We start from the raw sequence: 26,068 nt of genomic DNA, 5'->3' as shown, positions 1-26,068 counted from the left end.
TGTCTGGCTTGGCAAGGGGTGGCAATTCGAGCATAGCGGAATGGCTTGCAGGAAAGATTGCTAGCTACTAATCTCGCTGTCAATTTATTGGAATGCAGTTCCGCTATGCGGAATAACTCATGCAAAGAGAGGTGAATGCATGTTTTCCCGGATCGGAGTCATCGGCGCGGGTGCCATGGGCCGCGGTATCGCGCTGCTGTTCGCCAGTGCCGGTCAGCAGGTGCAGCTGTTCGACACCCGCGGCGAGGCCATCGAGCAGGCGCTGGCGTTCAACCGTGACCTGCTGGCGCGCAACCTGGCCAAGGGCCGCATCAGCGCCGAGGAGCTGGAAGCGACCATGGCGCGCATGCAGCCGGCGCATACGCTGGCCGAACTGGCGGGCTGCGAGCTGCTGATCGAGGCGATCGTCGAGATCCTCGAGGTCAAGCAGAAGCTGTTCGTCGAACTGGAAGGCCTGGTCGCGGCCGATGCGGTGCTGGCGAGCAACACCTCGTCGCTGTCGGTCACCGCGATCGCCAGCGCCTGCAGCCGCCCCGAGCGGGTTGCCGGCTTCCACTTCTTCAACCCGGTCACGCTGATGAAGCTGGTCGAGGTGGTGCGCGGTGAGCGCACCGACGAAAGCGTGATCCGGCGCCTGGTGGCACTGGCTGAACACGCCGGGCATTTCCCGGCGGTGACGCCGGATACCCCCGGTTTTCTGGTCAACCACCTGGGCCGTGCCTACGCCACCGAGGCGCAGCGCATCCTCGCCGAGGGCATCGCCGAGCCGGCGCAGATCGACCGCATTCTGCGTGACGGTCCGGGCTTCCCCATGGGGCCCTTCGAGCTGGTCGACCTGACCGGCCTGGACATCTCCCATGCGGTGATGGAGTCGATCTTCCAGCAGTACTACTTCGACCCGCGTTACACCCCCTCGAACCTGGCGGCACAGCGCGTCGCCGCCGGCCTGCTCGGGCGCAAGAGCGGCCAGGGCTACTACCGCTACGAGGACGGCAAGCCGCTGCGCGACCCGGAGCCGAGCTGGCCGCCGGTGAGCGTGGAGCGGCCGTTCTGGCTCGACAGCCAGGACCCCGCCCTGCGTGCCCAAGTGAACCAGGTGCTGAACGCTGCTGGCCACACGCTAGAGCAGGGCGCCGCGCCAAGCGCCACTGCCATCTGCCTGATCACGCCGCTGGGCGAGGACGCGAGCAGCGCGGTCGCCCGCCTGGGTCTGCCGGCCGAGCGGACCCTGGCGCTGGAGAGCTTCTGCAACTGGGACAAGCGCCGCGTGCTGATGAGTCAGCCGGCGCTCGATCCGTCTCTGCTGGCGCAGGCGCGCCAGGCGCTGGCCGCCGATGGCGTGCCGGTGGAGGTGATCAAGGACTCGCCCGGCTTCGTCAGCCAGCGGATCATCGCCAGCATCGTCAATCTGGGCTGCGAGCTGCTGCAGCGCGGGGTCACCGATCCGGCCACCCTGGACAAGGCCATCCCCATGGCCCTGGGCTACCCAATGGGCCCGCTGGCCTTCGGCGAGCACTACGGCGCGGCCAAGGTTTTCACCATCCTGCGCGGCATGCAGGACAGCTACGGCGGTGAGGCGCGCTATCGCCCCAGCCCCTGGCTGCGTCGCCGCGTGCAACTGAATCTGCCCCTGAACACTGTGGAGGCCCGCTGATGACTGCCTATATCTATGACGGCCTGCGCTCGCCCTTCGGCCGCCACGCCGGTGCGCTGGCCAGCGTACGCCCGGACGACCTGCTGGCGACGGTGATCCGCGCCCTGGTCGCGCGCAACCCCTTTGCCGGCGAGGACTACGAGGACGTGGTCGCCGGCTGTACCAACCAGGCCGGTGAGGACGCGCGCAACATTGCCCGCCACGCCGGCCTGCTCGCCGGTCTGCCGGTGGCGGTGCCCGGTGTCACGGTCAACCGCCTGTGCGGTTCGGGCCTGGCCGCCATCCTCGACGCCGCCCGCGCGGTCCGTGCCGGTGAAGGCGAACTGCTGATCGCCGCTGGCGCCGAGAGCATGAGTCGTGCGCCCTTCGTCATCGCCAAGAGCGAGAGCCCCTACAGCCGCGAGTTCCGCGCCTTCGACAGCACCATCGGCGCGCGCTTTCCGAATCCGCAGGTCGAGGCCGAGTTCGGCGCCGACACCATGCCGGAGACCGCCGACAACGTCGCCCGCGAGCTGGGCATCAGCCGCGAGCAGGCCGACGCCTACGCCGCGCGCAGCCAGGCGCTGTACGAGAAGGCCCGCGCCGAGGGCTTCTTCGCCGACGAGTTGCTGCCGATTGAAGTGGCCCAGGGCCGCAAGCAGCCGCCGAAGGTAGTCGCGGCCGACGAGCATCCGCGTGCCGACAGCAACCTGGAGGCCCTGACCCGGCTCAAGCCGCTGTTCGCCGACGGCGTGGTCACCGCCGGCAATGCCTCCGGGGTCAACGATGGCGCCGGTGCCCTGCTGATCGGCAGCAAGACTATCGGCGAGAAATATTCCATCAGGCCGCGCGCGCGCATCCTTGCCGGCGCGGTCGCCGGCGTCGAGCCGCGGCTGATGGGTCTGGGTCCCGTCCCGGCCAGTACCAAGGCCCTGCGCCGTGCCGGACTGACGCTCGCTGACATGGACGTCATCGAGATCAACGAAGCCTTCGCCGCCCAGGTGCTGGGCTGTGCCAAGGAGCTGGGCATCGCCTTCGACGACCCGCGACTGAACCCCAACGGCGGTGCCATCGCGGTAGGTCATCCGCTCGGCGCCTCGGGTGTGCGCCTGACACTCACCGCGTTGCGCCAGCTGGAGCGCACGGGTGGCCGCTACGCGCTGGTCAGCCTGTGCATCGGCCTCGGCCAGGGCGTTGCCTGCGTCATCGAGCGTCTCGACTGAGGCGAGCAAAAGCGCGCCCGGCCTCAAGCATCGCCGGGCGCGACCGATACAACGAGCGCATCACTGCACAAGCGCTGCGCTCGGTTCCGTTGCGCAATCGCCGCTCCAGGCGATCTGCATTTCCTGACAGTACCCGGTCGGCAAACTAGGCTAGGGACCTGTACGGTCGATTCGTCAGCGCGAGAACCCGGCCTGCGGTTTGACCAAGGTGCAATGGTCGAGCCTCGGCGCGCGGTGTCGAATCGGAAGTCCGCGGGACGCAGTCGCGCCCCTGGCACAGGAAAAGATAAGCATGCGCCCTGCCTACGCCCGTTTTCCGCTGGTCTGCCTGTTTCATGCCATCGGCCTGGCTGTGTTGATGCTGGTCTACCAGCGCGGCGGCATGCCGCTCTATCTGAGCATTCCGGCCTATCTCGTCGTCGCGCTCTGGCCGTGGTTCGGCCCCTGGCGACAGCCGGCCGAGGAACCGCAGCCAGAGCGCGAGCAGCCACTGAGTGACGGCCTCAGCCAGCAGCTCTCGCAAGCTACCTGCGACAACGCGCTGGCGGCGGCGCGGGTCGCCGGTCTGGTCGGGCAGCTGGCGCAAGGTCTGCGGGCCCAGGGTGGTGCTGCGAGTGAGGCGGGTGACGCGGCGCGGGCCATGGACCACACCGAGCAGCTCAGTGCAGAGCTGGCCCGCCAGACCCTGGAGGCCGCGGGGCAGATGCGCGAAGTCAGCCAGTCGGGACAGCAGGCTCTGCAGCAGGCGATTCAGCGCATGCATCAGCTCAGCGAACAGACCGGCGTCAGCCGCGGCATGCTCGATGAGCTGACGGCGCGTACCGAGCAGATTCAGCAGGTGGCCCAGTCGATCCAGTCGATCGCCAGTCAGACCAACCTGCTGGCGCTGAACGCCGCCATCGAGGCAGCGCGCGCGGGGGAGAGCGGTCGCGGCTTTGCGGTGGTCGCCGACGAGGTACGTACTCTGGCCTCGCGCACCAGCAGCGCCACCGAGGAGGTCGGTCAGCTGCTGGCGGATATCCGGCAGCAGAGCGGTGCGGTGGTCGCGCATATCCAGCAACAGGCGGATGAGCTGCTGCAGGCAGGCAGTCAGGTGGATGCTGCCGGCGAGCAATTGCGCGACATCACCGGCCTGGCCGAAGACGTCGCCCGCCAGGTTGGCGAGATCAACCAGGGCAGCGAAAGTGTGCATCTGCGCCTGGCCGAGCTGCTGCAGCGCTTCGCCACCCTGACCGACGACGTCGCCGACAGCGAGCAGCGCACCCGCCTGCTGGCCGAGGCCGCGGAGACCATGCTGACGCGGGCCGAGAGCGTCAGCGAACAGCTTGCCGAGGTAGGCCTGGCGGCCTATCACCAGCAGATCTACGACCTTGCCCGGCAAACGGCTGCGGCCATCCAGGCGCGCTTCGAGGCCGATATCGATGCCGGTCGTATCGGTCTCGACGAGCTGTTCGATCGAAACTATCAGCCCATCGCCGGGACTACGCCGACCAAGTATCGGACCCGTTTCGACAGCTACGCCGACCAGGTCCTGCCTGCGCTACAGGAGCCGGTGCTGCAGGCCGGCGCGCCTGTGGTGTTCGCCATCGCCTGCACCCCGGAGGGCTACGTGCCCACCCATAACAATGCCTTTGCCCACCCGCCGTGCGGTGATCCGGCGCAGGACCTGCTGCGCAGCCGCAGCAAGCGCCTGTTCAATGACCGGACCGGCGTGCGCTGCGGCAGCCATGAGAAGGCGTTGCTGCTGCAGACCTACATGCGCGACACCGGTGAGCTGATGCATGACCTCTCGGTGCCGATCCGGGTCAAGGGCCGCCACTGGGGCGGGCTGCGGATCGGTTACCGGCCGCAGGCGTAGACGGCTGTCGGTCAAGTGGCTGGCGACGGCCAACCGGGCGCCGCCGAGGCTCCAGCGGTCATTGGCGAGCATCGTTGGGGGCGTGCATGATCCACGGCGACGCATTCCTGAGGGCCCAACAATGAAGAACCTCGTAGATCACCTGGCGCAGTACGCCGCCTACCATCGCGACAAGCGCAATATCCTCAGCCACTTCATCGGCATCCCGCTGATCGTTCTCGCCGTGGCAGTGCTGCTGTCCCGCCCCGGTCTGGTACTGGGCGGCTTCTGGCTGTCACCGGCAGTGCTGGTGGCGCTGCTGGCCTGCGTCTTCTACCTGCGTCTGGACCTGCGCTTCGGCCTGTTGATGACCCTGTTGCTGGCGCTGTGCGTCTGGTGCGGGCAGTGGCTGGCGCAAGGGACGACGCTGGTGTGGCTGGCGGCCGGAATCGGGCTGTTCGTGATCGGTTGGATCATCCAGTTCGTCGGCCATTACTACGAGGGGCGCAAGCCGGCCTTCGTCGACGACATCATGGGGTTGGCGATCGGGCCGCTGTTCGTGGTTGCCGAGGCGGCCTTCCTGCTCGGTTTGCGCTCCGAGCTGCGCGCGGCGGTGGAAGAGCGCGCCGGGCCGACCCGGCGGCGGGAACTTGGCCAGGGGCGCTGAGCCCGCCGAATCGAGAAGGTCTCAGGCGTCGCGTTGCCAGAGTGCGTAGTGCACCTGGCCGGTCTTCTTCTCACGGTGCAGGCGCCAGTTCGCCGGCAGCCCCAGGCTCGACGGTGCTGTTTCGCTTTCGGTGTAGATCCACGCCCGCGGCGCCAGCCAGCCACGTTCCTCCAGCAGCGTGCAGGCGGGTGCCAGCAGGTTCTGATGGAACGGCGGGTCGAGGAACACCAGATCGAAGGGGCTCGGCTCCTGGTTCTGCAGATGGCGCAGCGCATCGGTCTGCAGTAGCTGACCGTTGCCGCAGCCGAGGGTGTCGAGATTGCGCCGCAGGCAGGCGACCGCCTCGGCATTGCTGTCGAGCGCCAGCGCCAGCGTGGCGCCGCGTGACAGCGCTTCCAGGTAGAGCGCGCCACTGCCGGTGAACGGATCCAGCACCCGTGCGCCTTCCACCTGGCCGGCCAGCCAGTTGAACAGCGTCTCGCGCACCCGGTCGGGAGTGGGCCGCAATCCAGGCCCCTCGACGAACTGCACCCGCCGCGAGCGCCATTCACCACCAATGATGCGCAGCTGGCTCAACGGCGGAACCGGCTTCTTGCCGCTTGGCCTGGCCATCAGTGCCGCGGTCCGCTGTCGACCGGTGGTGCGGGCTGGCTACCGGGCTCGGGCAGCGGCTTCTGCTCGACCGCCGGGCCGACAGTGACCACCACCAGTTGCTCGGCATCCAGATGGCGCTGCATCGCTTCGCGCACCTGCTTGGCGTCGAGTGCCTGGACCTGGGCGACGAAGTCTTCCAGCCAGTTCAACGGCAGGTCGTAGAAACCGATCGCGCCGAGCTGGCCGACGATGTCGGCGTTGCTCGCGGTGGACAGCGGGAAGCTGCCGCTCAGTTCGCGCTTGGCGTTGTCCAGTTCGGCCTGGGTCGGGCCATCGGCGAGAAAACCGCTCAGTACCGAACGCACCAGTTCCAGGGTCGCCTGGCTCTGATCGGCGCGGGTCTGCAGGCTGATCATGAACGGGCCGCGCGCCTGCATCGGACTGAAGCCGGAGTAAACGCCATAGCTCAGGCCGCGCTTCTCCCGAACTTCTTCCATCAGGCGGCTGCCGAAGCCGCCGCCACCAAGAATCTGATTGCCCAGGTAGAGCGCCGGGTAGTCCGGGTTGCGCCGCTCGACGCCGAGCTGGGCGAGCAGCAGGTGGGTCTGGTTGGAAGGAAATTCGATATGCGACGGGCCAGGCTCGGGCTGCTCGGGTGCGCCGATCTTCGCCAGCGCCGGTCCCGCGGGCAGCGCGGCGGAAACCTCGGCGGCGAGCGCTTCGGCCTGCTCGCGGCTGAGGTCGCCGACCAGCGCGATGACCAGATTGCCGGCGGCATAGGCGCGCTGATGAAACGCCCGCAATGCCGCCACATCGATCTGCCGCAGCGAGTCGGCGGTGCCGTCGCTGGGGCTGGCGTAGGGGTGGCTGCCATAGAGGCGCTGGAACAGCGCGTTGCTGCCGAGCTTGGCGGGGTTGCGCTTCTGCTGCTCGAGGCTGGCCAGCAGCTGGTTGCGGATGCGTTCGAGCGAGTCCTGCGGAAAGCTCGGCTGGCCGATCACCTGCTTGAACAGGGCGAGCGCGGGCTCGCGCTGTTCTGCCGCACTCAGGCTGCGCAGGCTGAGTACGGCCATGTCGCGGTAGGCACCATTGCCGAACTGTGCGCCGAGATCCTCGAAGCCCTCGGCAATGGCGGTCACGTCCTTGCCCGGTACGCCTTCGTTGAGCATGGCGTTGGTCAGCAACGCCAGCCCCGGCAGGTCGCCGTCCTGGCTGCTGCCGGCGGCGAAGGTCAGGCGCAGGTCGAACATCGGCAACTGCGGCGCGGCGACGAACAGCACGCGCGCGCCCTGTTCGGTCTGCCAGCTCTGGATGTCCAGGCTGCGATGCGCTGGCGGCTTGCCGTCCAGTTCGGCGAGGGTCGTCAGGCCCTTCTTGGCGGGCTGACTGGATTCGACCGGCTGCTCGTCGCCAGCGTCGGGCGGCGTCGAAAAACGCACGGTCGCCAGCAGGGCGCCGACCAGCAGCAGGACCATCAGGCCAAGCAGGCCGTAGCGGGGTGCCTTGGCTTCACTCATTGCGGGCCTCCTCGGGCAGCACATGGACGACGGTCAGGCGCTCGCGGGTGAAGAAGGTGCGTGCCGCCTGCTGGATGTCTTCAGGCGTCACCGCCTCGATGGCCGCCAGTTCCTCGTCGATCAGTCGCCAGGACAGACCGACCGATTCCAGCTTGCCGATGGCAGTGGCCTGGCCGGCGATGGAGTCGCGCTCGTAGACCAGGCCTGCGATCACCTGGGCGCGCACCCGCGCCAGCTCTGCTGCGCTCGGTGGTTGCTCCTTGAGTACCTGCAGCTCACCCCAGAGACCCGCTTCGGCCTCCTCCAGGGTGCGGCCCTTCTGCACGTTGGGAGTGGCGGAGAGGATGAACAGGCTGTCGCCGCGGGCGTGGCCCTCGTACCAGGCCGAGGCGCCGGAGACCAGTTCCTCGCCGCGCTCCAGGCGCGTCGCCAGACGGGCACTGTAGCCACCGTCGAGCAGGGCCGAGGCCAGGCGCAGAGCATGGATCTGCCGTGCCTCCCTGGCCGTGGCCAGGCTGGGAACGTTGAAACCCATCATCAGGCTCGGCAGCTGGGTCTTCAGATACAGGCGCAGGCGACGCTCGCCGGGCTCGCTCAGCTCCAGCGGCAACTTGGCACTAATCGTCTTTCCCGCTGCAATGCTGCCGAAGTGACGCTCGGCCAGCCCGCGAACCTCATCCGCGGTAACGTCGCCGACCACTACCAGCGTGGCGTTGTTCGGCGCATACCAGAGCTGATACCAGGCGCGCAGGTCCTCGATGGTCATGCGCTCCAGATCCTTCATCCAGCCGATGGTCGGGTTGCGATAGCCGCTGGCGGGATAGGCGAGCGCCTTGAAGCGTTCGTAGGCGAGCGAAGAGGGGCGGTCGTCGGTGCGCATGCGCCGCTCTTCCTTGATCACCTCGATCTCGCGGGTGAATTCGTCAGCTGGCAGGGTCAGGGCCGTCATGCGGTCGGCCTCGAGCTCGAAGGCCACCGCCAGGCGGTCGCGCGCCAGTACTTGGTAGTAGGCGGTGTAGTCGTCGCTGGTGAAGGCGTTTTCCTCCGCGCCCAGTTCCCGCAGGATGCGCGAGCCCTCGCCGGGATCGAGCTTGTCGGTGCCCTTGAACATCATGTGTTCCAAGGCGTGGGACAGGCCGGTACTGCCGGCAACCTCGTAGCTGGAACCGATGCGGTACCAGAGCTGGGATACCACCACGGGGGCGCGGTGGTCTTCGCGAACGATCACCTTCAGGCCGTTGTCGAGAGTGAACTCGTGGGTGGGTTGTGCTTCGCCGGCCAGTGCTGCGAGGGGCAGCAGCAGGGTGCCGAGCAGCATGCGGGTGGCTCGGTGGAGGATCGCTTGCATCGAATTCGGAACCTGTGTGGCAGAGCCCGCAACGGCTTAGCGCCGGCGAGCGGGGAGGTGCTAGGATACCCATCCGTTTTACTGGCGGCCACGCCTGTTGGCGCGGCGCCCCCTTGGGATAGTCGCTTGCATGTTTGGTTCCAACGACGACAAGAAGGCTCCGGCAGACCCCGGAGAAAAGAAGGGCCTGTTCGGCTGGATGCGCCGCAAGCCCCAGGAAGAAGCCGAAGCCGTCCCGGCACCATCCTCCGACACTAGCGAAGTTGCCAACTCCCTGCGCGCCGAATCAGCGCTCGTCGAGCCGGCAACGCTGGAGTCCGTCGAGGCGCCAATCGACCCGGCGCTGATCGTCGAGTCACTGCCACAGCCTGAACCAAAGCCGGAATCCGAGCCCGAGCTGGACCTCGAGCGGGATCTGGGCCTCGCGCTGGATCTTGACCTGCTACCTGAGGTGGAGCCGCAATCCCTGCCGCTGGCCAGGCCAACGCCTGCCGCGGAGCCCCTCGCCCCGGCCGTCAGCGAAGCCCCGAAGGCTGCAGCTGCGGTGCCGGTTGTCGAAGAGAAGGCCGGCTTCTTCGCTCGTCTGCGCCAGGGTCTGTCGAAAACCAGCGCCAGCCTGGGCGAGGGCATGGCCAGCCTGTTCCTCGGCCGCAAGGCCATCGATGACGAACTGCTGGAAGAAATCGAGACCCGTCTGCTGGTTGCCGATGTAGGCGTCGAAGCCACCGGCATCATCGTGCAGAACCTCACCCGGCGCGTGGCGCGCAAGGAGCTGGCGGACAGCGGTGCGCTGTATCGCGCTCTGCAGGAAGAGCTGGCTGCGCTGCTGCGCCCGGTCGAGCGACCGATGCTCATCGACGCCTCGGTCAAGCCCTACGTGATCCTGGTGGTCGGCGTGAACGGCGCCGGCAAGACCACCACCATCGGCAAACTGGCGGCGCGGCTGCAGCGCGAAGGCAAGAAGGTGATGCTCGCCGCCGGCGACACCTTCCGCGCCGCGGCGGTCGAGCAGCTGCAGGTCTGGGGCGAGCGCAACAACGTCGCGGTAATCGCCCAGCACACCGGCGCCGATTCCGCCTCGGTGATCTTCGATGCGGTGCAGGCAGCCAAGGCGCGTGGCATGGACGTGCTGATCGCCGATACCGCCGGCCGCCTGCACACCAAGGACAACCTGATGGAGGAGCTGAAGAAGGTCCGTCGGGTGATCGGCAAGCTGGACGAGAAGGCGCCGCATGAAGTGCTGCTGGTGCTGGATGCCGGCACCGGGCAGAACGCGATCAACCAGGCGCGGCAGTTCGACCAGGCGGTGCAGCTCACCGGCCTGGCGCTGACCAAGCTCGACGGTACCGCCAAGGGTGGGGTGATCTTCGCTCTGGCCAAGCAGTTCGGCCTGCCGATCCGCTATATCGGGGTCGGCGAAGGGATCGATGATCTGCGCGCATTCGAGGCCGATGCCTTCGTCAGCGCGCTGTTCGCCGAGCGGGAAGGCGCATGATTCGCTTCGATCAGGTCGGCAAGCGCTACGCCAACGGCCACGTCGGTCTGCACGAGCTGACCTTCCGCGTGCGGCAGGGCGAATTCCTCTTCGTCACCGGTCACTCCGGCGCCGGCAAGAGCACGCTGTTGCGCCTGCTGCTGGCGATGGAGCGACCGACTTCGGGTAAGCTGCTGCTCGCCGGGCAGGACCTGTCGACCATCTCCACCGCGCAGATTCCCTTCCTGCGCCGGCAGATCGGCGTGGTGTTCCAGAATCACCAGCTGCTGTTCGATCGCAGCGTGTTCGACAACGTCGCCCTGCCACTGCAGATCCTCGGTCTTGGCCGCGAGGAAATCGCCCGCCGCGTCGGCACCGCGCTGGAGCGCGTCAGCCTGCACGACAAGGCCGAACTGTTTCCGGCCGATCTGTCCACCGGGCAGCAGCAGCGCGTCGGCATCGCTCGCGCGGTGGTGCATCAACCGGCGCTGCTGCTGGCGGATGAGCCGACCGGTAACCTCGACCCGCGCCTGGCTGCGGAAATCATGGGCGTGTTCGAAGACATCAACCGCCTCGGCACCACCGTGCTGATCGCCAGCCACGACCTGGCGCTGATCGCCCGCATGCGTCATCGCATGCTCACCCTGCAACGCGGCCGTCTGATCGGCGACGGGGAGGCCGCATGAGCGCGACCCGCGTTCCGCCACCCAAACCCTCCGAGCGCGTCGGTGCCACGCGCAAGGCCGAGAACGGCCGGATCAACGACGAGCCGGATTTCCAGACGCTGCTGCGCGCCTGGCTGGAAAGCCATCGCGCCAGCCTGATCGACAGCCTGCGGCGGCTGGCGCGCCAGCCGATCGGCAGCTTCTTTACCTGCCTTGTGATGGCCATCGCGTTGAGTCTGCCGATGGGGCTGGCGCTGTTGCTGGACAGTGTCGAGCGCCTCGGCGGCTCCTGGCAGCGCGCGGCGCAGGTCTCCGTGTATCTGGATCTGAAAGCCAGCGAACAGCGTGGCGAGGCGCTGCGCGACGAGATCGCGGCGATGGAGGATGTCGCCGAGGCTCAGTGGATCAGCCGCGAGCAGGCGCTGGAGGAATTCCAGCAACTGTCCGGGCTGGGCGACGCCTTGCGCGAGCTACCGGAGAATCCGCTGCCTGGGGTGGTACTGGTCACGCCGAGGGAAATCGACAAGGCGCGCCTGGAAGCGCTGCGCCTGCGCCTGGCCGAGTTGCCCGACGTCAACCAGGCGCAGCTCGACCTGCTCTGGGTGGAGCGGCTGAGCGCGATCCTCAAACTCGGCGAGCGTTTCGTCTTCGGCCTCACCCTGCTGCTGGTGCTGGCGCTGCTGCTGGTGATCGGCAATACCATCCGCCTGCATATCGAGAACCGCCGTACCGAAATCGAGGTCATCAAGCTGGTGGGGGGCACGGATGGCTATGTACGTCGGCCCTTCCTTTATATGGGCGCGCTCTACGGACTTGGCGCCGGCCTGCTGGCCTGGGCCGTTCTGGCCTACGGTCTGAACTGGCTGGATCAGGCAGTGGTACGTCTGGCCGGTCTCTATGGCAGTGATTTCGCTCTGCTCGGCGTGCCGCTGGCCGATGGGCTGTCGCTGGTGCTGGGGGCGGTGTTGCTCGGCTACATCGGCGCCTGGCTGGCGGTCGCCCGTCACCTGCGCGAGTTGGCGCCGCGCTAGCGCGACCGGGTTGCCGGGCGCGCGCTTCTGCTGTAGTTTCAGTGCCCTGCGGCGTTCTCCCGGTAGTATCGGTGTCGCCTGAAATATGCTTTGACGGCAGGGTCTTAGGGAACTTATCCACAGGCAGGCCGTCTGAGTTCGCAGTCAAGACTGCACAAGCTACGTGAGTCGGAGGTTTGCATGACCACTTCCCTGCAACCTGTACATGCCCTGGTTCCCGGCGCCAACCTGGAAGCCTATGTGCATGCGGTAAACAGCATTCCCCTGCTGACGGCCGAGCAGGAGCGCGAGCTGGGCGAAAATCTCTTCTATCGCCAGGATCTCGAAGCTGCTCGCCAGATGGTGCTCGCGCACCTGCGTTTCGTTGTCCACATCGCCCGCAGCTATTCCGGCTACGGGCTGGCCCAGGCCGACCTGATCCAGGAAGGCAACGTCGGCCTGATGAAGGCCGTCAAGCGCTTCAACCCAGAAATGGGCGTGCGCCTGGTGTCCTTTGCCGTGCACTGGATTCGCGCCGAGATCCACGAGTTCATCCTGCGCAACTGGCGCATCGTCAAGGTCGCCACGACCAAGGCGCAGCGCAAGCTGTTCTTCAATCTGCGCAGCCAGAAGAAGCGCCTGGCCTGGCTGAACAATGACGAGGTCAAGGCGGTGGCCGCGAGCCTCGGCGTCGAACCGCATGAAGTGCGCGAGATGGAAAGCCGCCTGACCGGTCAGGACATGGCCTTCGATCCGGCCACCGAAGCCGACGATGACAGCGCCTATCAGTCGCCCGCGAACTATCTGGAAGACCATCGCTACGATCCGGCCCGGCAGCTGGAAGACTCCGACTGGAGCGACAGCGCCAACGCCAATCTGCACGAGGCCCTGGAGCGTCTCGATGAGCGGAGCCGCGATATCCTCTACCAGCGCTGGTTGGCCGAGGAGAAGGCGACCCTCCACGACCTGGCAGCCAAGTACAACGTCTCTGCCGAGCGTATCCGCCAGCTCGAAAAGAATGCGATGAACAAGCTCAAGGGTTCGATCTCGGCCTGAGCCAGATCACGCTCTTCCCCAAGCCGCATGCCTGTCATGCGGCTTTTTTCTATCCGGTATCTGCATGAACCTTCCCTCGCTGCGTGGCGTACGACTGCCGCTGTTCACCCTGTCCGCCCTGTTGTTCATCCTGCTTTTCTGGCTGCTGCAGCCGGCAGACGAGGTGCCGGAGCAGCCGATGCCGGACTGGGAGCGTCTGGATCAGGGCTTGCTGCAGCCGCTGGCGGCAGGAACGCTGGATCTGGCCCGTTTGCGCGAACAGGCACCGGGTGCCCTCTGGTTGCAGGCCCGGCTGGACGGCAGCCGCCTTCTGCACCGGGCCGAGCTGCGCACCGATGCGGCGGTCTGGCAGCTGCAGGCGGAGGTTGCGGTAGCCCCAGAGGTACTGGAGGCGTTGCGCAGCGAGCTGGGGTTGCAGAACACCGAACAGCGGCTGGAGAGCGCGCAGCTTGAGCGTTTTCAGCGTCAGCCGATCGAGAGTCTCTGGTTGCAGGCGGATCCCCAGCCAACGGCCTCGGCCTGGATCGCCAGTGCCGGCGAGCCGCGCCTGCGCTTGCAGATGCCGCCTGCGCAGGCCTGGGTCTATCCGCCTCGCGGCCTGACCGCGCACGTAGAGGACGGCCAGGTGACGCTCATTCAGCAGGTGCCGGCGCGCGCCATGCGCGGCAGCCGGCCTTAGGAAGGCTCCTTAGCGGAACCGCTCGCGCAGGGCTTCGGGCCACCACTGTGGCGGCTTCCAGCGCAGCTGGTTGAGGTAGTGGCTGCCGCCGAGCTGGCGGGTCTGCTGGCGAATCCAGGCAGAACGTTGCAGGACGTAGGGGCTCGGCTGGCCCGCGCTCCAGTTGCGCGGGTTGGGTAGTACCGCGGCCAGTTGCGCCGACTGCTGGCTGGACAGATAGGCGGCGCCGACATTGAAATGGTGGCGCGCCGCCGCTTCCGCACCGAACACGCCGTCAGCCCATTCGACGCTGTTGAGATAGACCTCGAGAATCCGCTCCTTCGGCCAGAGCAGTTCGATCAGCAGGGTGAACCAGGCTTCCAGGCCCTTGCGTGGCCAGCTGCGACCGGACCACAGGAACAGGTTCTTCGCCACCTGCTGACTGAGGGTGCTGGCGCCGCGCAGCGAGCCGCCCTGCTGGTTGTGCTGCAGCGCGGCCTGGATGGCATCGACATCGAAGCCCCAATGCTCGGCGAAGCGCTGGTCCTCGGCGGCGATCACCGCCATCTTCAGATCGTCTGGCAGCTCCTGCCAGGGTCGCCAGCTGCGTTGCAGGTCGATGGGCTCGCCTGAAGTCCAGGATTCGATCTTGCGTTCGAGCATCAGCGCAGTGCCGGGTGGCGGGACCCAGCGCAGTACCAGTACCAGCAGGACGCTGGCGAGAATCAGCCAGAGCAGCAACTTGATCAGACGACGGAGCAGGGTTCGCAGCATGGCGCTTGGCCCGGACGGATGAGCGGGCCATTATAGCCGCCCGTTTCGCTGCGTCTGGGAGCTCGTCGATGGTCCGTCTGTTGGTATTCTGCGCCGCCCTGTTCGGTTTCACCGGTGTTGCTCTGGGGGCCTTCGCGGCGCACGGCCTCAAGGCGCGGCTGGCGGCGGAGCAACTGGCCACCCTGCAGACCGCCGTGCACTACCAGATGCTGCATGCCCTGGCGCTGCTGGCCGTGGCGCTGCTGGCGCTGTACCGGCCGCAGCCCCTGCTGCACTGGGCCGGCGGTTTCTTTCTGCTCGGTGTGCTGCTGTTCTCCGGCAGTCTGTACCTGATGGTCCTGGCCGGCTGGAAGCTGGGCGTCGTCACGCCTGTCGGAGGAGTCAGTTTTCTGCTCGGGTGGGGCTGTCTGGCATTTTCGGCGTTGAAGCTGGCTCGATAGAGGTACGGACGGTAGCTGTCGACCAGTTCACACGGCTTGGTGATCGCCGCCAAGCCAGCTAGAATGCCGGCCCCATTGCAGGTGACGGTCTGGTCATGCTTATCCGGTTGAACGGCGAACCCTACGAGCTTGCGGAGCCCGCCTCGGTGGCGGATCTGCTTGAGCGGATGGACCTGGTCGGCCGTCGCGTGGCCGTCGAGCTGAACCTGGAGATCGTCCCGCGCAGCAGCCACGCCAGTACCTTCCTGCAAGAGGGAGATCGGGTCGAAGTGGTTCATGCCATCGGTGGCGGCTAGCCACGAGGAGGTTCCATGCAGCAGCTACCCAGCGACAAGCCTTTCGTCCTCGCGGGCAAGACCTACCAGTCGCGCCTGCTGATCGGCACCGGCAAGTACCGTGATCTGGAAGAAACGCGCCAGGCCATCGAGGCATCCGGCGCCGAGATCGTCACCGTTGCCGTGCGCCGCACCAACATCGGCCAGAATCCGGGCGAGCCGAATCTGCTCGACGTGATTCCGCCGGATCGCTACACCATCCTGCCGAACACCGCCGGCTGCTTCGACGCTGCCGAAGCTGTGCGTACCTGCCGCCTGGCGCGTGAGCTGCTGGACGGCCACAAGCTGGTCAAGCTGGAAGTGCTGGCCGACCAGAAGACCCTGTTTCCCAACGTCATCGAGACGCTGAAGGCCGCTGAAGTCCTGATCAAGGACGGCTTCGACGTGATGGTCTACACCAGCGATGATCCGATCATCGCGCGCCAGTTGGCGGACATGGGATGTATCGCCGTCATGCCGCTGGCCGGCCTGATCGGGACCGGGCTGGGCATCTGCAACCCATACAATCTGCGCATCATTCTCGAAGAGGCCAAGGTGCCGGTGCTGGTCGACGCCGGCGTGGGCACCGCCTCGGACGCGACTATCGCCATGGAGCTGGGCTGCGAAGCAGTGCTGATGAACAGCGCCATCGCCCACGCCCAGCAGCCGCTGCTGATGGCCCGTGCGATGAAACATGCGATCGAGGCAGGGCGCCTGGCCTATCTGGCCGGGCGCATGCCTAAGAAACTCTATGCCAGCGCATCCTCTCCGCTCGACGGACTGATTCGCTGATTCAAGGCCTTACCGGTGATGCGTCGCCGCATCGCGAAGATAGCGAACTAACCAGGGTGAGCATGAGCGAGATAGACACGGCTGGGCAGACTGACGCTCCCCGCCTTCGCACCATCAAGAGCTTCGTCATGCGCGCGGGACGGATGACCGAAGGTCAGCAGCGGGGCCTGGACAAGGGCTGGCCGCGTTTTGGCCTGACACTGGAAGCCGGTCCGCAGGACCTCGACGGACTGTTCGGCCGCAGTGCGCCGCGCACGCTGGAAATCGGTTTCGGCATGGGACAGTCGTTGCTGGAAATGGCGGCGGCGGCGCCGCAGGAGGATTTCATCGGCATCGAGGTCCATCGCCCGGGCGTCGGTGCGCTGCTATCCGGCCTGCTTGCACAGGATTTGTCCAACGTTCGCGTCTATGCTTGTGATGCCCTTGAGGTGCTCCGCCAATGCATCGCAGACGCTAGCCTGGATCGGGTCCTGCTGTTCTTTCCCGATCCCTGGCACAAGGCCAGGCATAACAAGCGGCGGATCGTCCAGCCGGCGTTTGCCGAGCTGGTGCGCAGCAAGCTCAAGCCGGGTGGCGTTCTGCACATGGCCACTGATTGGCAGCCATACGCGGAGCATATGCTCGAGGTAATGGATGTGGCGCCGGGGTACCTTAATCTGGCAGGCGACGAGCGTTTCGTTGCACGTCCCCCAGAGCGGCCGGTAACCAAGTTCGAGCGCCGCGGCGAGCGCTTGGGGCATGGCGTCTGGGATCTCAAGTTTCAGCGCGTGGACTGAGAGGTCTGCGCGCCACGGATGAATCGACAAGACCGGCGAACCGGCACAGGGATAGCGCTTCACCTCACACGCAGAACGTTTTTTCATGGCCCAGCGAGGCCTGCAGGTATCAACGGTGCGACGGACAATCAGACGTCGCAAGGAGAAAGCTGTGTTGAGAAAGTTTGGAATTCTGGCAATCGCGTTCTGTGCTCTGGAAGCACAGGCCAAGGTCGATGCGGTTCAGGCCGCGCGCCTGGGCAATGACCTTACTCCACTGGGTGCCGAGCGCGCCGGCAATGCGGACGGCACCATCCCTGCGTGGACCGGCGGTGTCACGCCACCGGCCGAATACCAGCGCGGCATGCATCACCCCGACCCCTACAAGGGCGATCAGGTCAGTTTCGTCATCGACGGCAACAACGTGGCGCAGTATGCAGATCGCCTGCCGGTTGCCCTCAAGGCGCTGGTCGAGCGCACGCCGGGCTACCAGATGCGCGTCTTCCCGACCCGCCGCAGTGCCGCTGCACCACAGCGTATCTACGATGCGACCAAGGAAAACGCCACCCGTGCGACCCTGATCTCCGGCGGTAACGGCATCGAGGGTGCCCACTCCGGCATCCCCTTCCCGATCCCCCAGGAAGGCCTTGAGGTGATCTGGAACCACATCATGCATTACAAGGGTGATCAGGTTCATATCCTCAACAATCAGGCGGTGGTGCTGGCCAACGGCTCCTTCAACCTGATCAAGCGTGATCGCTACATCTACTACTTCTACAACCGCGAGGGCATGACGCTCAAGGATCTGGACAACACCCTGCTGTACTACAAGTACAAGGTGCTGTCGCCGGCCAAGCTGGCCGGCAACGCCCTGGTGGTGCAGGACACCCTCGACCAGATCCTCTCCACCCGCCGGGTCTGGCGCTACAACCGCGCCGACCGCCGCGTCCGTCGCCTGCCGTCGCTGGCGTATGACTCGCTGCAGCCGGATACCAACGGTCTGGCTACCGCCGACGTGGTCGATACCTACAACGGCGCGCCGGATCGCTACGAATGGAAGATGATCGGCAAGAAGGAAATGCTGGTTCCGTACAACAGCTACGCCGTGCATCAGCAGGGCATTCCTTACGACAACATCGTCGGACCCAAGGCGCTCAATTCCGACCTACTGCGTTACGAGCTGCACCGTGTCTGGGTAGTAGAGGCGGAGTTGCGTCCGAGCTTCAACCATCCCTATGCCAAGCGTCGTTTCTATGTCGACGAGGACAGCTGGCAGATTCTCGCGGTGGACCTCTACGACAAGAAGGGCGACCTGGTCGGCCTGCAGGAAAGCCACCCGATCAGCTACTACGAGATGCCGCTGTTCTCCAGCACCCTGGAGACGGTCTACGACTTCAAGGGCAGCCGCTACTTCGTCGACGGCCTGGACAACAACGAGCCGATGTACGACTACGACATCAAGCTCAGCCCACGCGACTTCTCGCCGCAGGCGCTGCGCCGCGACGGCAACTGAGTTTGCCCTGCTGAAAGAAAAAAGGCCGCGAAAGCGGCCTTTTTCGTGTCTGGCTTCGGACTGCCGCGCGCTGCCCGGTTGATCCGACGCAGATCGGACAGCGAGGAGCTCAGCGCTAGTTGCGGTCGGCGATGACTCCGATCAGGAAGAACAGCAGAAGCAGTACCGGGGCCAGGGTGTAGTTGTTGAAGTAGCCCAGGCCCTGGGCCAGCAGTGGCGTCAGGAAGACGATGGCGAGGCCGTAACCAACCGCGCAGACCAGTACGAAGATCAGGGTGCGGAAGAAGAAATTGAGGCCGCTGATGGACTTCTGCACCCAGGCGTTGAGCGCAGGGCCAAACAGCACGAACAGGGTCGCCATGATTGCCAGGGATATATCGTAGAGATGACTGCGGCTCCAGCGCGAGAGGGTGGCGATCAGGTCGAGTAGCAGATCCATGGCGGGTCCTTGTACGTCTCAGGGAAGAAAGTACTGCAGCAGATCGTTGAGGAACAACTGACCGCGAGGCGTGGCCTGCAGGCGTTGCGGATCGGCTTCCAGCAGCCCGCGGGCCTCGGCCGCCGCGCGCGCCTCGGCCAGCGTGTCCAGTGCCAGTCCGGTGCGCTCGCTGAAGCTGGGCGCGGACACCCCAGCGGTCAGCCGTAGTGCGTTCATCAGGAACTCGAACGGCAGTTCCTCGCGACTCAACTCGCGTTCGCCAGCACGGAAGGGCTTGTCGGGGTTGAGGTAGTCACGTGGGGTGCGGGTTTTCCACAGGCGCTGGATGCGCCCGTCGCGGCTGCTGAGTTTGGCGTGGGCGCCGGCGCCGATGCCGAGGAAGTCGCCGAAGGTCCAGTAGTTCAGGTTGTGCCTGGCCCTGCGCCCCGGCTGGGCGTAGGCGCTGGTCTCGTACTGGGCGAAGCCTGCTCCGGCGAGCAGAGCCTGTCCGGCCTGCTGGATCGCCCAGAGCGCTTCGTCGTCCGGCAGCGTCGGTGGCTGGTTCCAGAACTGGGTATTCGGCTCCATGGTCAGCTGGTACCAGGACAGATGCGTCGGCGCCAGCGCGATGGCGCATTCGAGATCGTGCAGGGCGTCATCCAGCGTTTGCTCGGGAAGGCCATGCATGAGATCGAGGTTGAAGTTGTCGAAGCCGGCCTGGCGCGCCATTTCCGCAGCGCGTTGTGCATCGCCGGCATCGTGGATTCGCCCCAGGGCCTTGAGCTTGGCATCCTGGAAGCTCTGCACGCCGATAGACAGGCGATTGATCCCCAGAGCGCGGTAGTCGCGGAACTTGACCTGTTCGAAGGTGCCGGGGTTGGCTTCCAGGGTGATCTCGATGTCGTCGGTGAACTTCAGGCGCCGCTGCACACCCTGCAGCAGGCGATCGAGGGCCTGTGCCGAGAATAGGCTGGGGGTGCCGCCGCCGAAGAAGATCGATACCAAAGGACGGTTCTCGGCCAGATGCAGGTCGAGATCCAGGTCGGCGAGCAACGCGTCGACGTAGGCTTCTTCCGGCAGTTCGGGGCCGGCGGCGTGGGAGTTGAAGTCGCAGTACGGGCATTTGCGTACACACCAGGGGATGTGTACGTAGAGCGCCAGGGGCGGCAGCGCGAGGACCGGGGCGGCATGTGGCATCAGCGCGGCAGCCATCGAGCGCGGGTGAGCGGATCAGACATCCGCCAGACCCAGCCGCGCGCGCAGCACTGCCATGGCTCGAGCACGGTGGCTGAGACGGTTCTTCTGTTCCGCGTCCAGTTCAGCGCTGGAGCAGTCGTGCTCGGGCAGCCAGAACAACGGGTCGTAGCCGAAACCGTTACTGCCGCGGGGAGCGTGCAGGATCTGCCCTTGCCAGAGCCCTTCACAGATGATCGGCAGCGGGTCCTCGGCATGTCGCACCAGTGCCAGGGCGCAGACGAACTGGGCGCCGCGCTCGGCATCGGGCACCGCGCGCAGGGCCTCGAGCAGCTTGGCGTTGTTCGCTGCATCACCGCCGCCACCGGCATAGCGTGCCGAGTGAATGCCCGGCGCACCACCGAGGGCGTCCACCGCCAGACCCGAGTCGTCGGCCAGCGCTGGCAGACCGGAAACCCGCGCGGCATGCCGGGCCTTGATCAGCGCGTTCTCGATGAAGGAAAGACCGTTCTCCTCCGGCTCGACGCTGGAAAACTCGCCGATCGAGCGGACCTTTACGGCATCACCGAGCATCGCCTGGAGTTCCTTGAGCTTGCCGGCGTTGTGGCTGGCCAGTACCAGTTCGTTCACGTGCATCATTCCTCGGGAAACACTTCCTGGGTCACTTTGAAGCTATGTTCCGGGCCGCCGCTGGCCTGCACCTTGAAGTCGAAATGCAAGATCTCGCGGCTGTCGAAGGGGAACTGCGCGATGTAGTAGATGGCCTCGCCTTCACGTATCTGCTTGAACTCCAGCGCGCGACTCTGGCCGAGCAGGTTGCGCACGCTGCCGGTCACGCGGGCCTCGCGGGCCTTGCCGGCATCGAGCAGCGCGATATTCACCACGCCCTGCTTGGGCCCGCGGACCAGGCCGTTGGCGGCGGCAACCTGCGGCTGCAGGAAGCTTGAATTGAAGATGCTGTAGTGGACATCCAGCGAGCCGAAGCTCTGCTTGCGTTCGGCCGCGGCGGGCAGGGCCAGGCAGAGGGTCAGAATGAACAGGGCCAGGTGGCGCATGGGGCAATCCTCGTGTCGATGACGAATCAGGTGGCGTCGGGTCGGCTGACCCGGTAGATACCGATCTCACCCAGCAGGTTAGGCCACAGACGGCTGCTCAGGCTGTCGCGATGCTGGTGGTCTACCGCCAGCCGGTCGAGCACGCGCAGGTGCTGCTCGCGGCACAGCGCTTCGAAGTCCTTGAAGGTGCAGAAGTGGATGTTCGGCGTGTTGTACCAGGTGTACGGCAGAAATTCGGAAACCGGCATGCGGCCATGACGGATCAGGTGCCAGCGGCAGCGCCAGTGCCCGAAGTTGGGGAAGGTGATGATGCACTGGCGACCGATGCGCAGCATCTCGCGCAGTACCTCGTCCGGCCGGTCGACCGCCTGCAGTGCCTGGGTCATCAGCACCACGTCGAAGCTGTCGCTGGCGAAATTGCCCAGGCCCTTGTCCAGATCCTGTTCGATCACGTTGATGCCGCGCTCGATGCAGCGGGCGATGTTGTCCGGATCGATCTCCAGGCCGTAACCGCTGACCTGCTTGTTGTCGCGCAGCCAGGCGAGCAGCTCGCCGTCGCCGCAACCCAGGTCGAGTACCCGACTGCCTGCGGGAATCCATTCTTGGATGATGTCCAGATCGGCTCTCATGGCGGGGTCAGATCTCGATTCGATTCATGTAGCTGCGGAAGGCGTGCAGGTAGCGCGGGATCGGAATCAGGAAGGCGTCATGGCCCTGCGCCGCTTCCACTTCCAGGTAGCTGACGTTCTTGCCTGCGGCGACCAGGGCATCGACGATCTCCCGCGAGCGAGCCGGTGAGAAACGCCAGTCGGTGGTGAAGGAGATCACGCAGAAGTCTGCCTTGGCGTTCTCCAGCGTGCGGACCAGATCACCGTCATGGGCGGCGGCCGGGTCGAAGTAATCCAGCGCCTTGGTCATCAGCAGATAGGTGTTGGCGTCGAAGCGTCCGGAGAACTCTTCACCCTGATAGCGCAGGTAGCTTTCCACCTGGAACTCGACGCTGTGGAAATCGTAGTTGAGCTTTTCGCTCTTCAGCCCGCGGCCGAATTTCTGGCCCATGGCGTCGTCGGACAGATAGGTGATATGGCCGACCATGCGCGCCAGCATCAGGCCGCGTTTGGGGATCACGCCCTGCTCGCGGAAATGCCCGCCGTGAAACTCGGGGTCGGAGAGGATCGCCTGGCGGGCGACCTCGTTGAAGGCGATGTTCTGCGCCGACAGCTTGGGCGCGGAGGCGATGGCGACGCAGTGCGCCACGCGCTCCGGATAGCTGATGCTCCACTGCAGCGCCTGCATGCCGCCGAGGCTGCCGCCGACCACCGCCGCCCAGCGCTGGATGCCGAGCGCGTCGGCCAGGCGCGCCTGGCTGTTGACCCAGTCCTCCACCGTGACCACCGGAAAGTCGGCGCCAAAGGGTTTTCCGGTCGCCGGATTGATGCTGGCCGGTCCGGTGGAGCCGTTGCAGCCGCCAAGATTGTTCAGGCTGACGACGAAGAAGCGATTGGTATCGATTGCCTTGCCCGGGCCGATGCAGCTGTCCCACCAGCCGGGCTTGCGATCATCCTCGCTGTGGAAGCCGGCGGCATGGTGATTGCCGGAAAGCGCGTGACAGATGAGCACGGCGTTGCTGCGCGCCGCGTTCAGTTCGCCATAGGTTTCATAGACGAGTTGGTAATCGACCAGATCGCGTCCGCAAGCCAGCGTCAGCGGCTCGCCGAAATGCCAGGTCAGTGGCGTGACCAGGCCAACGGAATCGGTGGGGAAAACGCTGGGCATCGACCCTGCTCTCGCTGAAAGGAGGCGTCAGTCTAAAGAGCGCAGGGGGGCAGGACAAGGAAAGCCGAGTGGCTTGTTTGCAGGGAATGGGAGCTCCCGGCGGAGCCCCCGCTCAAGGGCCTTCAGGCGTCGCTGGTGCTGTGGCCGCGCGCCGCGCCTGGCAGGTTGACCACCTTGCCCTGGCGCTGCAGCGGTGCCGGCCTGCGCAGTGCACGGAGAATATCCGCAGCCTGGGCCAGCTGCTGTTCGAGCGTTTCGATGTAGCGCGCCAGCAGTTCGCCGCGCTGACGTGCCTTTTGGGTCTCTTGGGTCAGCGACTTCAGGCGCAGCATGTGCGTTTCCAGCAACTGCTTGTGTTCGAGGGTGTGTTGCATCAACGGCAGCAAGGTGTCGTTGCTCCACTGTTCGGCCTCCTGGCGCAGCCGTTGCATCATGCCGATGACTTCCTGCACCAGGGTTGCGAAGAAGCGCCGACCCAGCGCGCGCTGCTCGGTGAACAGGGTCCGCGGATGCAGGCGGAACTGGTCGCCCTTGGCCTGCAGCTTGGCCAGCTCGCGAATGTAGCGCTGGATGTTGAACTGCGGCGCATCTATGCCGTGCAACGGGTTCTCCTCGTTGTGCCGGCGATAGATGGCGGCAACCATCTTGTTGGCCATGTCAGCCTCGTGCTCGAGGATGCTCAGGTCGTTGCTGACGCTGGCGAAGAACTCGACGATGGCCTGGTTGATGCCGACGGTAGTCAGGCTGCTGTTGAGCTCCTTGCGCACCTTGTCCAGATAGCTCTGCAGGCGTTCCGGGCGGGTGTTGACCCGCAGCGGCTCGGCGAGTCTGCTGAGAAGTCGCTGGTTGGTCTTCAGACCAAGCAGGCGCTTGTGATGCTGGCTGTGGTCTTCCTTGGTGCGGGTGGTCAGCTCGAACAGGGTCTGGCTGTTGTCTTCCTGATTGTGTTGCAGCAGTGCCTGCTGCTCACGTGCCTTCTCCAGGCGTACGGTCAGCAGATGCTGGCTGTTCTGCAGCATCGCCATGACCTGGCCGACGATGCGCTCGGCGATCAGGTGCTCCTTCTGCGCGACGATGCGCTCGCAGAGCAGATCTTCCAGAGTGCCGAGCTGGCTGCGCTCGAGCAGCGCTTCGTCCTTGCGAATTTTTGCCAGCAGTGCCTGCTTGGCGCTCAGTGGTAGTACGTCTTCATGGTCGATGCCCAGTTGGCGTGCGGTCATCGCCTGCATCTCGAGGATCGAACGCTGCACCGCGACATCACCGGCGAGGTCGTCCCAGAGTACGTCGATCTTGTTCAGTACGGCGAACAGGCTGGTCTGGGTGTTGTCGTCGAGCTGACGGATGTACTGCTGCCAGATCTCCATGTCGCTGGCGGTCACGCCGCTGTCGGCGGACAGCATGAAGATGATCGCCTGGGCGCTGGGCAGCATCGACAGGGTCAGTTCCGGCTCGCTGCCGAGGGCGTTCAGGCCGGGGGTATCGAGAATCCGCAAGCCCTTGCGCAGCAGCGGATGATCGAAATTGACCATCGCATGGCGCCAGGCCGGTACCAGTACCTGGCCCGGCATGCCGGTGGGTTCGAGCATGTCGGGATGGAAGCCGAGCTGGATCGCTTCCTCGATCTTCATCGGCTTGGTCTTGGCCACCTGGGCAAAGGCCTGCGCCATGTTCTGCGGATCGCTGGCGTCCAGGGGGATGTTCACCCAGTGCTTGGGGATGCGCTTGAACTGGGCGACGCTGGCATCGGCCATGCGCGTCTCGATCGGCAGCAGGCGAATGTAGGCGCGCTCGGAGCGCGGGTCGAAGAACAGTTCGGTCGGGCACATGGTGGTGCGGCCGGCCTGGGAAGGCAGCATGCGCTGGCCGAAGGAGGAGAAGAACAGGCTGTTGATCAGCTCGGTCTTGCCGCGCGAGAACTCGCCGACGAAGGCCAGGGTGATGTGGTCGGTACGCAGCAGGCGCAGGGCCCGCTCAAGCTTGGCATCGACAGCATCGGTGATCAGACGGTTGCCGGCCAGCCAGCTGCGGTAGCGGGTGATCTCGCGAACCAGCTCGCGCTTCCAGTCGACGTAGGCATCGACCTGTTGACTGAGACGTTCCATGCTCATGCCGGTTTCCTCTCGCTAGCGCGGCCACTGGCCGGGTTGGGGTCTGATGCCTGTCGAGTTGCCTACTGCCTTGAAAGCCTCTGAAAAACGACTGCGCTCGGTCTGGCGTTGCGAAGATCAATGCCGGGCTGTTCACCTGTCGCAGGTAGACACAGCCACTTCGCTGGATTGCTTCGCTTGGGCGTTCCGGTCTGCTCCTCGTGGGTCTCCGGGGGAGGTGCGCGGGAAAACCGGGGGTCGCTCGCAGACTGAAGAAAAAGTGCCCGGCATTATGCGGCCTGGTCGAGGTGGCACATCAGCGCTGGGTCACAATTTCCGTGAACGGTCGCTCGCGGTTACCGGGCGGTAATCCCGAGGTGGTTCGGCAGGCATTGCGGATGACGGATACGTACCCGCTTCAGCCTGCTCGATTCGCCGCTTTCGATTTCTACATTGCGTCTGGCCACGCCGAAGGCCTTGGCCAGTAGCACCAGCAATTGCGCATTGGCCTTGCCGTCTACCGGCGGTGCGCAGAGACGGATCTTCAGGCGGGCGCCCTGCAGGCCGGCAAACTCGTCGCGACTGGCTCTGGGCTGCAGGTGGCAGTCGAGCAGCAGATCGTCGCCGTCCCAGCGCCAATAGGGCCCATCAGTGTCCTGCGTGGCGCTCACATGAAGGGCGCGAGAATTCGCGGCATGTCGGTCATCACCGCCAGATTGCGCAGCACGAAGCGATCGATCAGGTTGATCGCGATGAAAGCGAAGATCGGCGAAATATCCAGCCCGCCCAGGCTGGGCAGCACTTTGCGCAACGGCGTCAGCAGCGGCTCGACGATCTGGTTGATCAGCAGTGCGCCGGGGTTGTGATTGCCCGGTGCGATCCAGGACAGGATGACGCTGGCGATCAGGGCGAAGAACAGCACCTTGAGCAGCAGCGAGGAAATGCCGAGCAGCGACCAGACCAGCAGTTGCGGTAGCAGGCCCAACGGGTTGAGTCCGATCAGGGCGACCACCACCGCCATCAGCAGCAGTTGTAGCAGCAGCGCCAGCATCAGCGAAGCGAGGTCGACACCGCCGAAGCCGGGAATGATCCGTCTTAGCGGCCGCAGCAGTGGCTGGGTGGCGCGGACGATGAACTGGCTCAGCGGGTTGTAGAAGTCGGCCCGCACCAGTTGCAGGATGAAACGCAGAAGCACTACCAGCAGGTACAGGCTGCCAAGGGTCTGGATGATGTAGATGATGGCTTCGAGAAGTCCGGACATGTGCTGC

General features: G+C 65.5%; 27 protein-coding genes. 14 read left to right on the top strand and 13 right to left on the bottom strand.

The genetic code is table 11. The features are described 5' to 3' along the window. Positions 1-139: 139 nt before the first annotated feature. The 4 genes from DBO85_RS09535 to DBO85_RS09520 all read left to right on the top strand — a co-directional run bounded on the left by DBO85_RS09535 (position 140) and on the right by DBO85_RS09520 (position 5,360). Positions 140-1,654, top strand: a complete 1,515-nt coding sequence (locus DBO85_RS09535; RefSeq protein WP_108107031.1) for a 3-hydroxyacyl-CoA dehydrogenase — start codon at positions 140-142, stop codon at positions 1,652-1,654. Continuing rightward, entirely contained in the window at positions 1,651-2,856 is a 1,206-nt protein-coding gene (locus DBO85_RS09530; RefSeq protein ID WP_199286996.1) for a 3-oxoadipyl-CoA thiolase, read from the top strand. Before DBO85_RS09535 ends, DBO85_RS09530 begins: the two co-directional genes overlap by 4 nt. A 292-nt stretch (positions 2,857-3,148) precedes the next feature. Beyond that, the gene (locus DBO85_RS09525; RefSeq protein WP_177429758.1) at positions 3,149-4,714 is read left to right on the top strand and encodes a methyl-accepting chemotaxis protein; all 1,566 of its coding nucleotides are present in this window, start codon (positions 3,149-3,151) and stop codon (positions 4,712-4,714) included. A 121-nt stretch (positions 4,715-4,835) separates the two neighbouring features. Beyond that, complete coding sequence (locus tag DBO85_RS09520) at positions 4,836-5,360, top strand: Mpo1 family 2-hydroxy fatty acid dioxygenase (protein WP_108107029.1); 525 nt, start codon at positions 4,836-4,838, stop codon at positions 5,358-5,360. A 21-nt stretch (positions 5,361-5,381) separates the two neighbouring features. Here DBO85_RS09520 and rsmD read toward each other — a convergent pair whose 3' ends face one another. From rsmD to DBO85_RS09505, 3 genes are read right to left on the bottom strand one after another with little or no spacing between them, the layout of a single operon-like run. Beyond that, positions 5,382-5,972 (bottom strand): 16S rRNA (guanine(966)-N(2))-methyltransferase RsmD, encoded by a 591-nt coding sequence (gene rsmD, locus DBO85_RS09515; protein WP_108107028.1) that lies wholly within the window; start codon positions 5,970-5,972, stop codon positions 5,382-5,384. Then, complete coding sequence (locus DBO85_RS09510; protein WP_108107027.1) at positions 5,972-7,471, bottom strand: M16 family metallopeptidase; 1,500 nt, start codon at positions 7,469-7,471, stop codon at positions 5,972-5,974. Before DBO85_RS09510 ends, rsmD begins: the two co-directional genes overlap by 1 nt. Beyond that, positions 7,464-8,819, bottom strand: a complete 1,356-nt coding sequence (locus tag DBO85_RS09505; protein WP_108107026.1) for a M16 family metallopeptidase — start codon at positions 8,817-8,819, stop codon at positions 7,464-7,466. Before DBO85_RS09505 ends, DBO85_RS09510 begins: the two co-directional genes overlap by 8 nt. 130 nt (positions 8,820-8,949) lie before the next feature. On the opposite strand from DBO85_RS09505, the gene ftsY reads away from it, so the two are divergent. The 5 genes from ftsY (at position 8,950) to DBO85_RS09480 (ending at position 13,703) form a co-directional block, all read left to right on the top strand. Beyond that, positions 8,950-10,314, top strand: a complete 1,365-nt coding sequence (ftsY, locus tag DBO85_RS09500; RefSeq protein ID WP_108107025.1) for a signal recognition particle-docking protein FtsY — start codon at positions 8,950-8,952, stop codon at positions 10,312-10,314. Beyond that, positions 10,311-10,979: a cell division ATP-binding protein FtsE gene (ftsE, locus tag DBO85_RS09495; RefSeq protein WP_108107024.1), complete on the top strand. Its 669-nt coding sequence runs from the start codon at positions 10,311-10,313 to the stop codon at positions 10,977-10,979. The genes ftsY and ftsE overlap by 4 nt, the downstream gene beginning before the upstream one ends. Next, positions 10,976-11,989, top strand: a complete 1,014-nt coding sequence (gene ftsX / locus DBO85_RS09490) for a permease-like cell division protein FtsX (RefSeq protein ID WP_108107023.1) — start codon at positions 10,976-10,978, stop codon at positions 11,987-11,989. Before ftsE ends, ftsX begins: the two co-directional genes overlap by 4 nt. A gap of 180 nt (positions 11,990-12,169) precedes the next feature. Then, entirely contained in the window at positions 12,170-13,024 is an 855-nt protein-coding gene (gene rpoH, locus DBO85_RS09485; RefSeq protein WP_108107022.1) for an RNA polymerase sigma factor RpoH, read from the top strand. Positions 13,025-13,088: 64 nt separating this feature from the next. Beyond that, positions 13,089-13,703 carry a hypothetical protein gene (locus DBO85_RS09480; RefSeq protein ID WP_108107021.1) on the top strand — a complete coding sequence of 205 codons (615 nt, stop codon included), beginning with the start codon at positions 13,089-13,091 and terminating at the stop codon, positions 13,701-13,703. Positions 13,704-13,712: 9 nt separating this feature from the next. Here DBO85_RS09480 and mtgA read toward each other — a convergent pair whose 3' ends face one another. Next, complete coding sequence (mtgA, locus tag DBO85_RS09475) at positions 13,713-14,456, bottom strand: monofunctional biosynthetic peptidoglycan transglycosylase (RefSeq protein WP_108107020.1); 744 nt, start codon at positions 14,454-14,456, stop codon at positions 13,713-13,715. A gap of 68 nt (positions 14,457-14,524) precedes the next feature. Here mtgA and DBO85_RS09470 point away from each other — a divergent pair, with 68 nt between their 5' ends. From DBO85_RS09470 to DBO85_RS09450, 5 genes are all read left to right on the top strand, one after another. Continuing rightward, positions 14,525-14,896, top strand: coding sequence for a DUF423 domain-containing protein (locus tag DBO85_RS09470; RefSeq protein ID WP_108107019.1), 372 nt, complete (start codon positions 14,525-14,527; stop codon positions 14,894-14,896). A 95-nt stretch (positions 14,897-14,991) separates the two neighbouring features. Then, positions 14,992-15,192 carry a sulfur carrier protein ThiS gene (thiS, locus tag DBO85_RS09465; protein WP_108107018.1) on the top strand — a complete coding sequence of 67 codons (201 nt, stop codon included), beginning with the start codon at positions 14,992-14,994 and terminating at the stop codon, positions 15,190-15,192. Between the two features lie 15 nt (positions 15,193-15,207). Continuing rightward, positions 15,208-16,002, top strand: a complete 795-nt coding sequence (locus DBO85_RS09460) for a thiazole synthase (protein WP_108107017.1) — start codon at positions 15,208-15,210, stop codon at positions 16,000-16,002. A 62-nt stretch (positions 16,003-16,064) separates the two neighbouring features. Beyond that, positions 16,065-16,778 (top strand): tRNA (guanosine(46)-N7)-methyltransferase TrmB, encoded by a 714-nt coding sequence (gene trmB / locus DBO85_RS09455; protein WP_108107016.1) that lies wholly within the window; start codon positions 16,065-16,067, stop codon positions 16,776-16,778. 151 nt (positions 16,779-16,929) lie between these two features. Continuing rightward, positions 16,930-18,270, top strand: a complete 1,341-nt coding sequence (locus DBO85_RS09450) for a DUF1329 domain-containing protein (protein WP_108107015.1) — start codon at positions 16,930-16,932, stop codon at positions 18,268-18,270. 115 nt (positions 18,271-18,385) lie between these two features. Here DBO85_RS09450 and DBO85_RS09445 read toward each other — a convergent pair whose 3' ends face one another. The 9 genes from DBO85_RS09445 to DBO85_RS09405 form a co-directional block, all read right to left on the bottom strand. After that, positions 18,386-18,709: a DUF3392 domain-containing protein gene (locus DBO85_RS09445; protein ID WP_108107014.1), complete on the bottom strand. Its 324-nt coding sequence runs from the start codon at positions 18,707-18,709 to the stop codon at positions 18,386-18,388. An 18-nt stretch (positions 18,710-18,727) separates the two neighbouring features. After that, entirely contained in the window at positions 18,728-19,885 is a 1,158-nt protein-coding gene (gene hemW, locus DBO85_RS09440) for a radical SAM family heme chaperone HemW (protein ID WP_233356585.1), read from the bottom strand. A gap of 33 nt (positions 19,886-19,918) precedes the next feature. Continuing rightward, positions 19,919-20,521 carry an RdgB/HAM1 family non-canonical purine NTP pyrophosphatase gene (gene rdgB / locus DBO85_RS09435; protein ID WP_108107012.1) on the bottom strand — a complete coding sequence of 201 codons (603 nt, stop codon included), beginning with the start codon at positions 20,519-20,521 and terminating at the stop codon, positions 19,919-19,921. Then, on the bottom strand, positions 20,518-20,937 hold the full coding sequence (locus DBO85_RS09430) for a DUF4426 domain-containing protein (RefSeq protein WP_108107011.1): 420 nt from the start codon (positions 20,935-20,937) through the stop codon (positions 20,518-20,520). Before DBO85_RS09430 ends, rdgB begins: the two co-directional genes overlap by 4 nt. Before the next feature lie 26 nt (positions 20,938-20,963). Then, positions 20,964-21,566 carry a methionine biosynthesis protein MetW gene (gene metW / locus DBO85_RS09425; RefSeq protein ID WP_108107010.1) on the bottom strand — a complete coding sequence of 201 codons (603 nt, stop codon included), beginning with the start codon at positions 21,564-21,566 and terminating at the stop codon, positions 20,964-20,966. A gap of 7 nt (positions 21,567-21,573) precedes the next feature. Further along, positions 21,574-22,713 carry a homoserine O-succinyltransferase MetX gene (gene metX / locus DBO85_RS09420; protein ID WP_108107009.1) on the bottom strand — a complete coding sequence of 380 codons (1,140 nt, stop codon included), beginning with the start codon at positions 22,711-22,713 and terminating at the stop codon, positions 21,574-21,576. Between the two features lie 122 nt (positions 22,714-22,835). Then, entirely contained in the window at positions 22,836-24,821 is a 1,986-nt protein-coding gene (locus tag DBO85_RS09415) for a dynamin-like GTPase family protein (RefSeq protein ID WP_108107008.1), read from the bottom strand. Positions 24,822-25,156: 335 nt separating this feature from the next. After that, entirely contained in the window at positions 25,157-25,471 is a 315-nt protein-coding gene (locus tag DBO85_RS09410) for a DUF167 family protein (protein ID WP_108107007.1), read from the bottom strand. Beyond that, positions 25,468-26,061 carry a YggT family protein gene (locus DBO85_RS09405; protein ID WP_108107006.1) on the bottom strand — a complete coding sequence of 198 codons (594 nt, stop codon included), beginning with the start codon at positions 26,059-26,061 and terminating at the stop codon, positions 25,468-25,470. Before DBO85_RS09405 ends, DBO85_RS09410 begins: the two co-directional genes overlap by 4 nt. Between the last annotated feature and the right edge of the window lie 7 nt (positions 26,062-26,068).

Source organism: Pseudomonas mangrovi, assembly GCF_003052585.1.
In the GTDB taxonomy this organism is placed as follows: Bacteria; Pseudomonadota; Gammaproteobacteria; order Pseudomonadales; family Pseudomonadaceae; genus Aquipseudomonas; species Aquipseudomonas mangrovi.
Note: the sequence above shows the minus strand (reverse complement) of the source record. Positions and strands in the feature narration are given on the sequence as shown.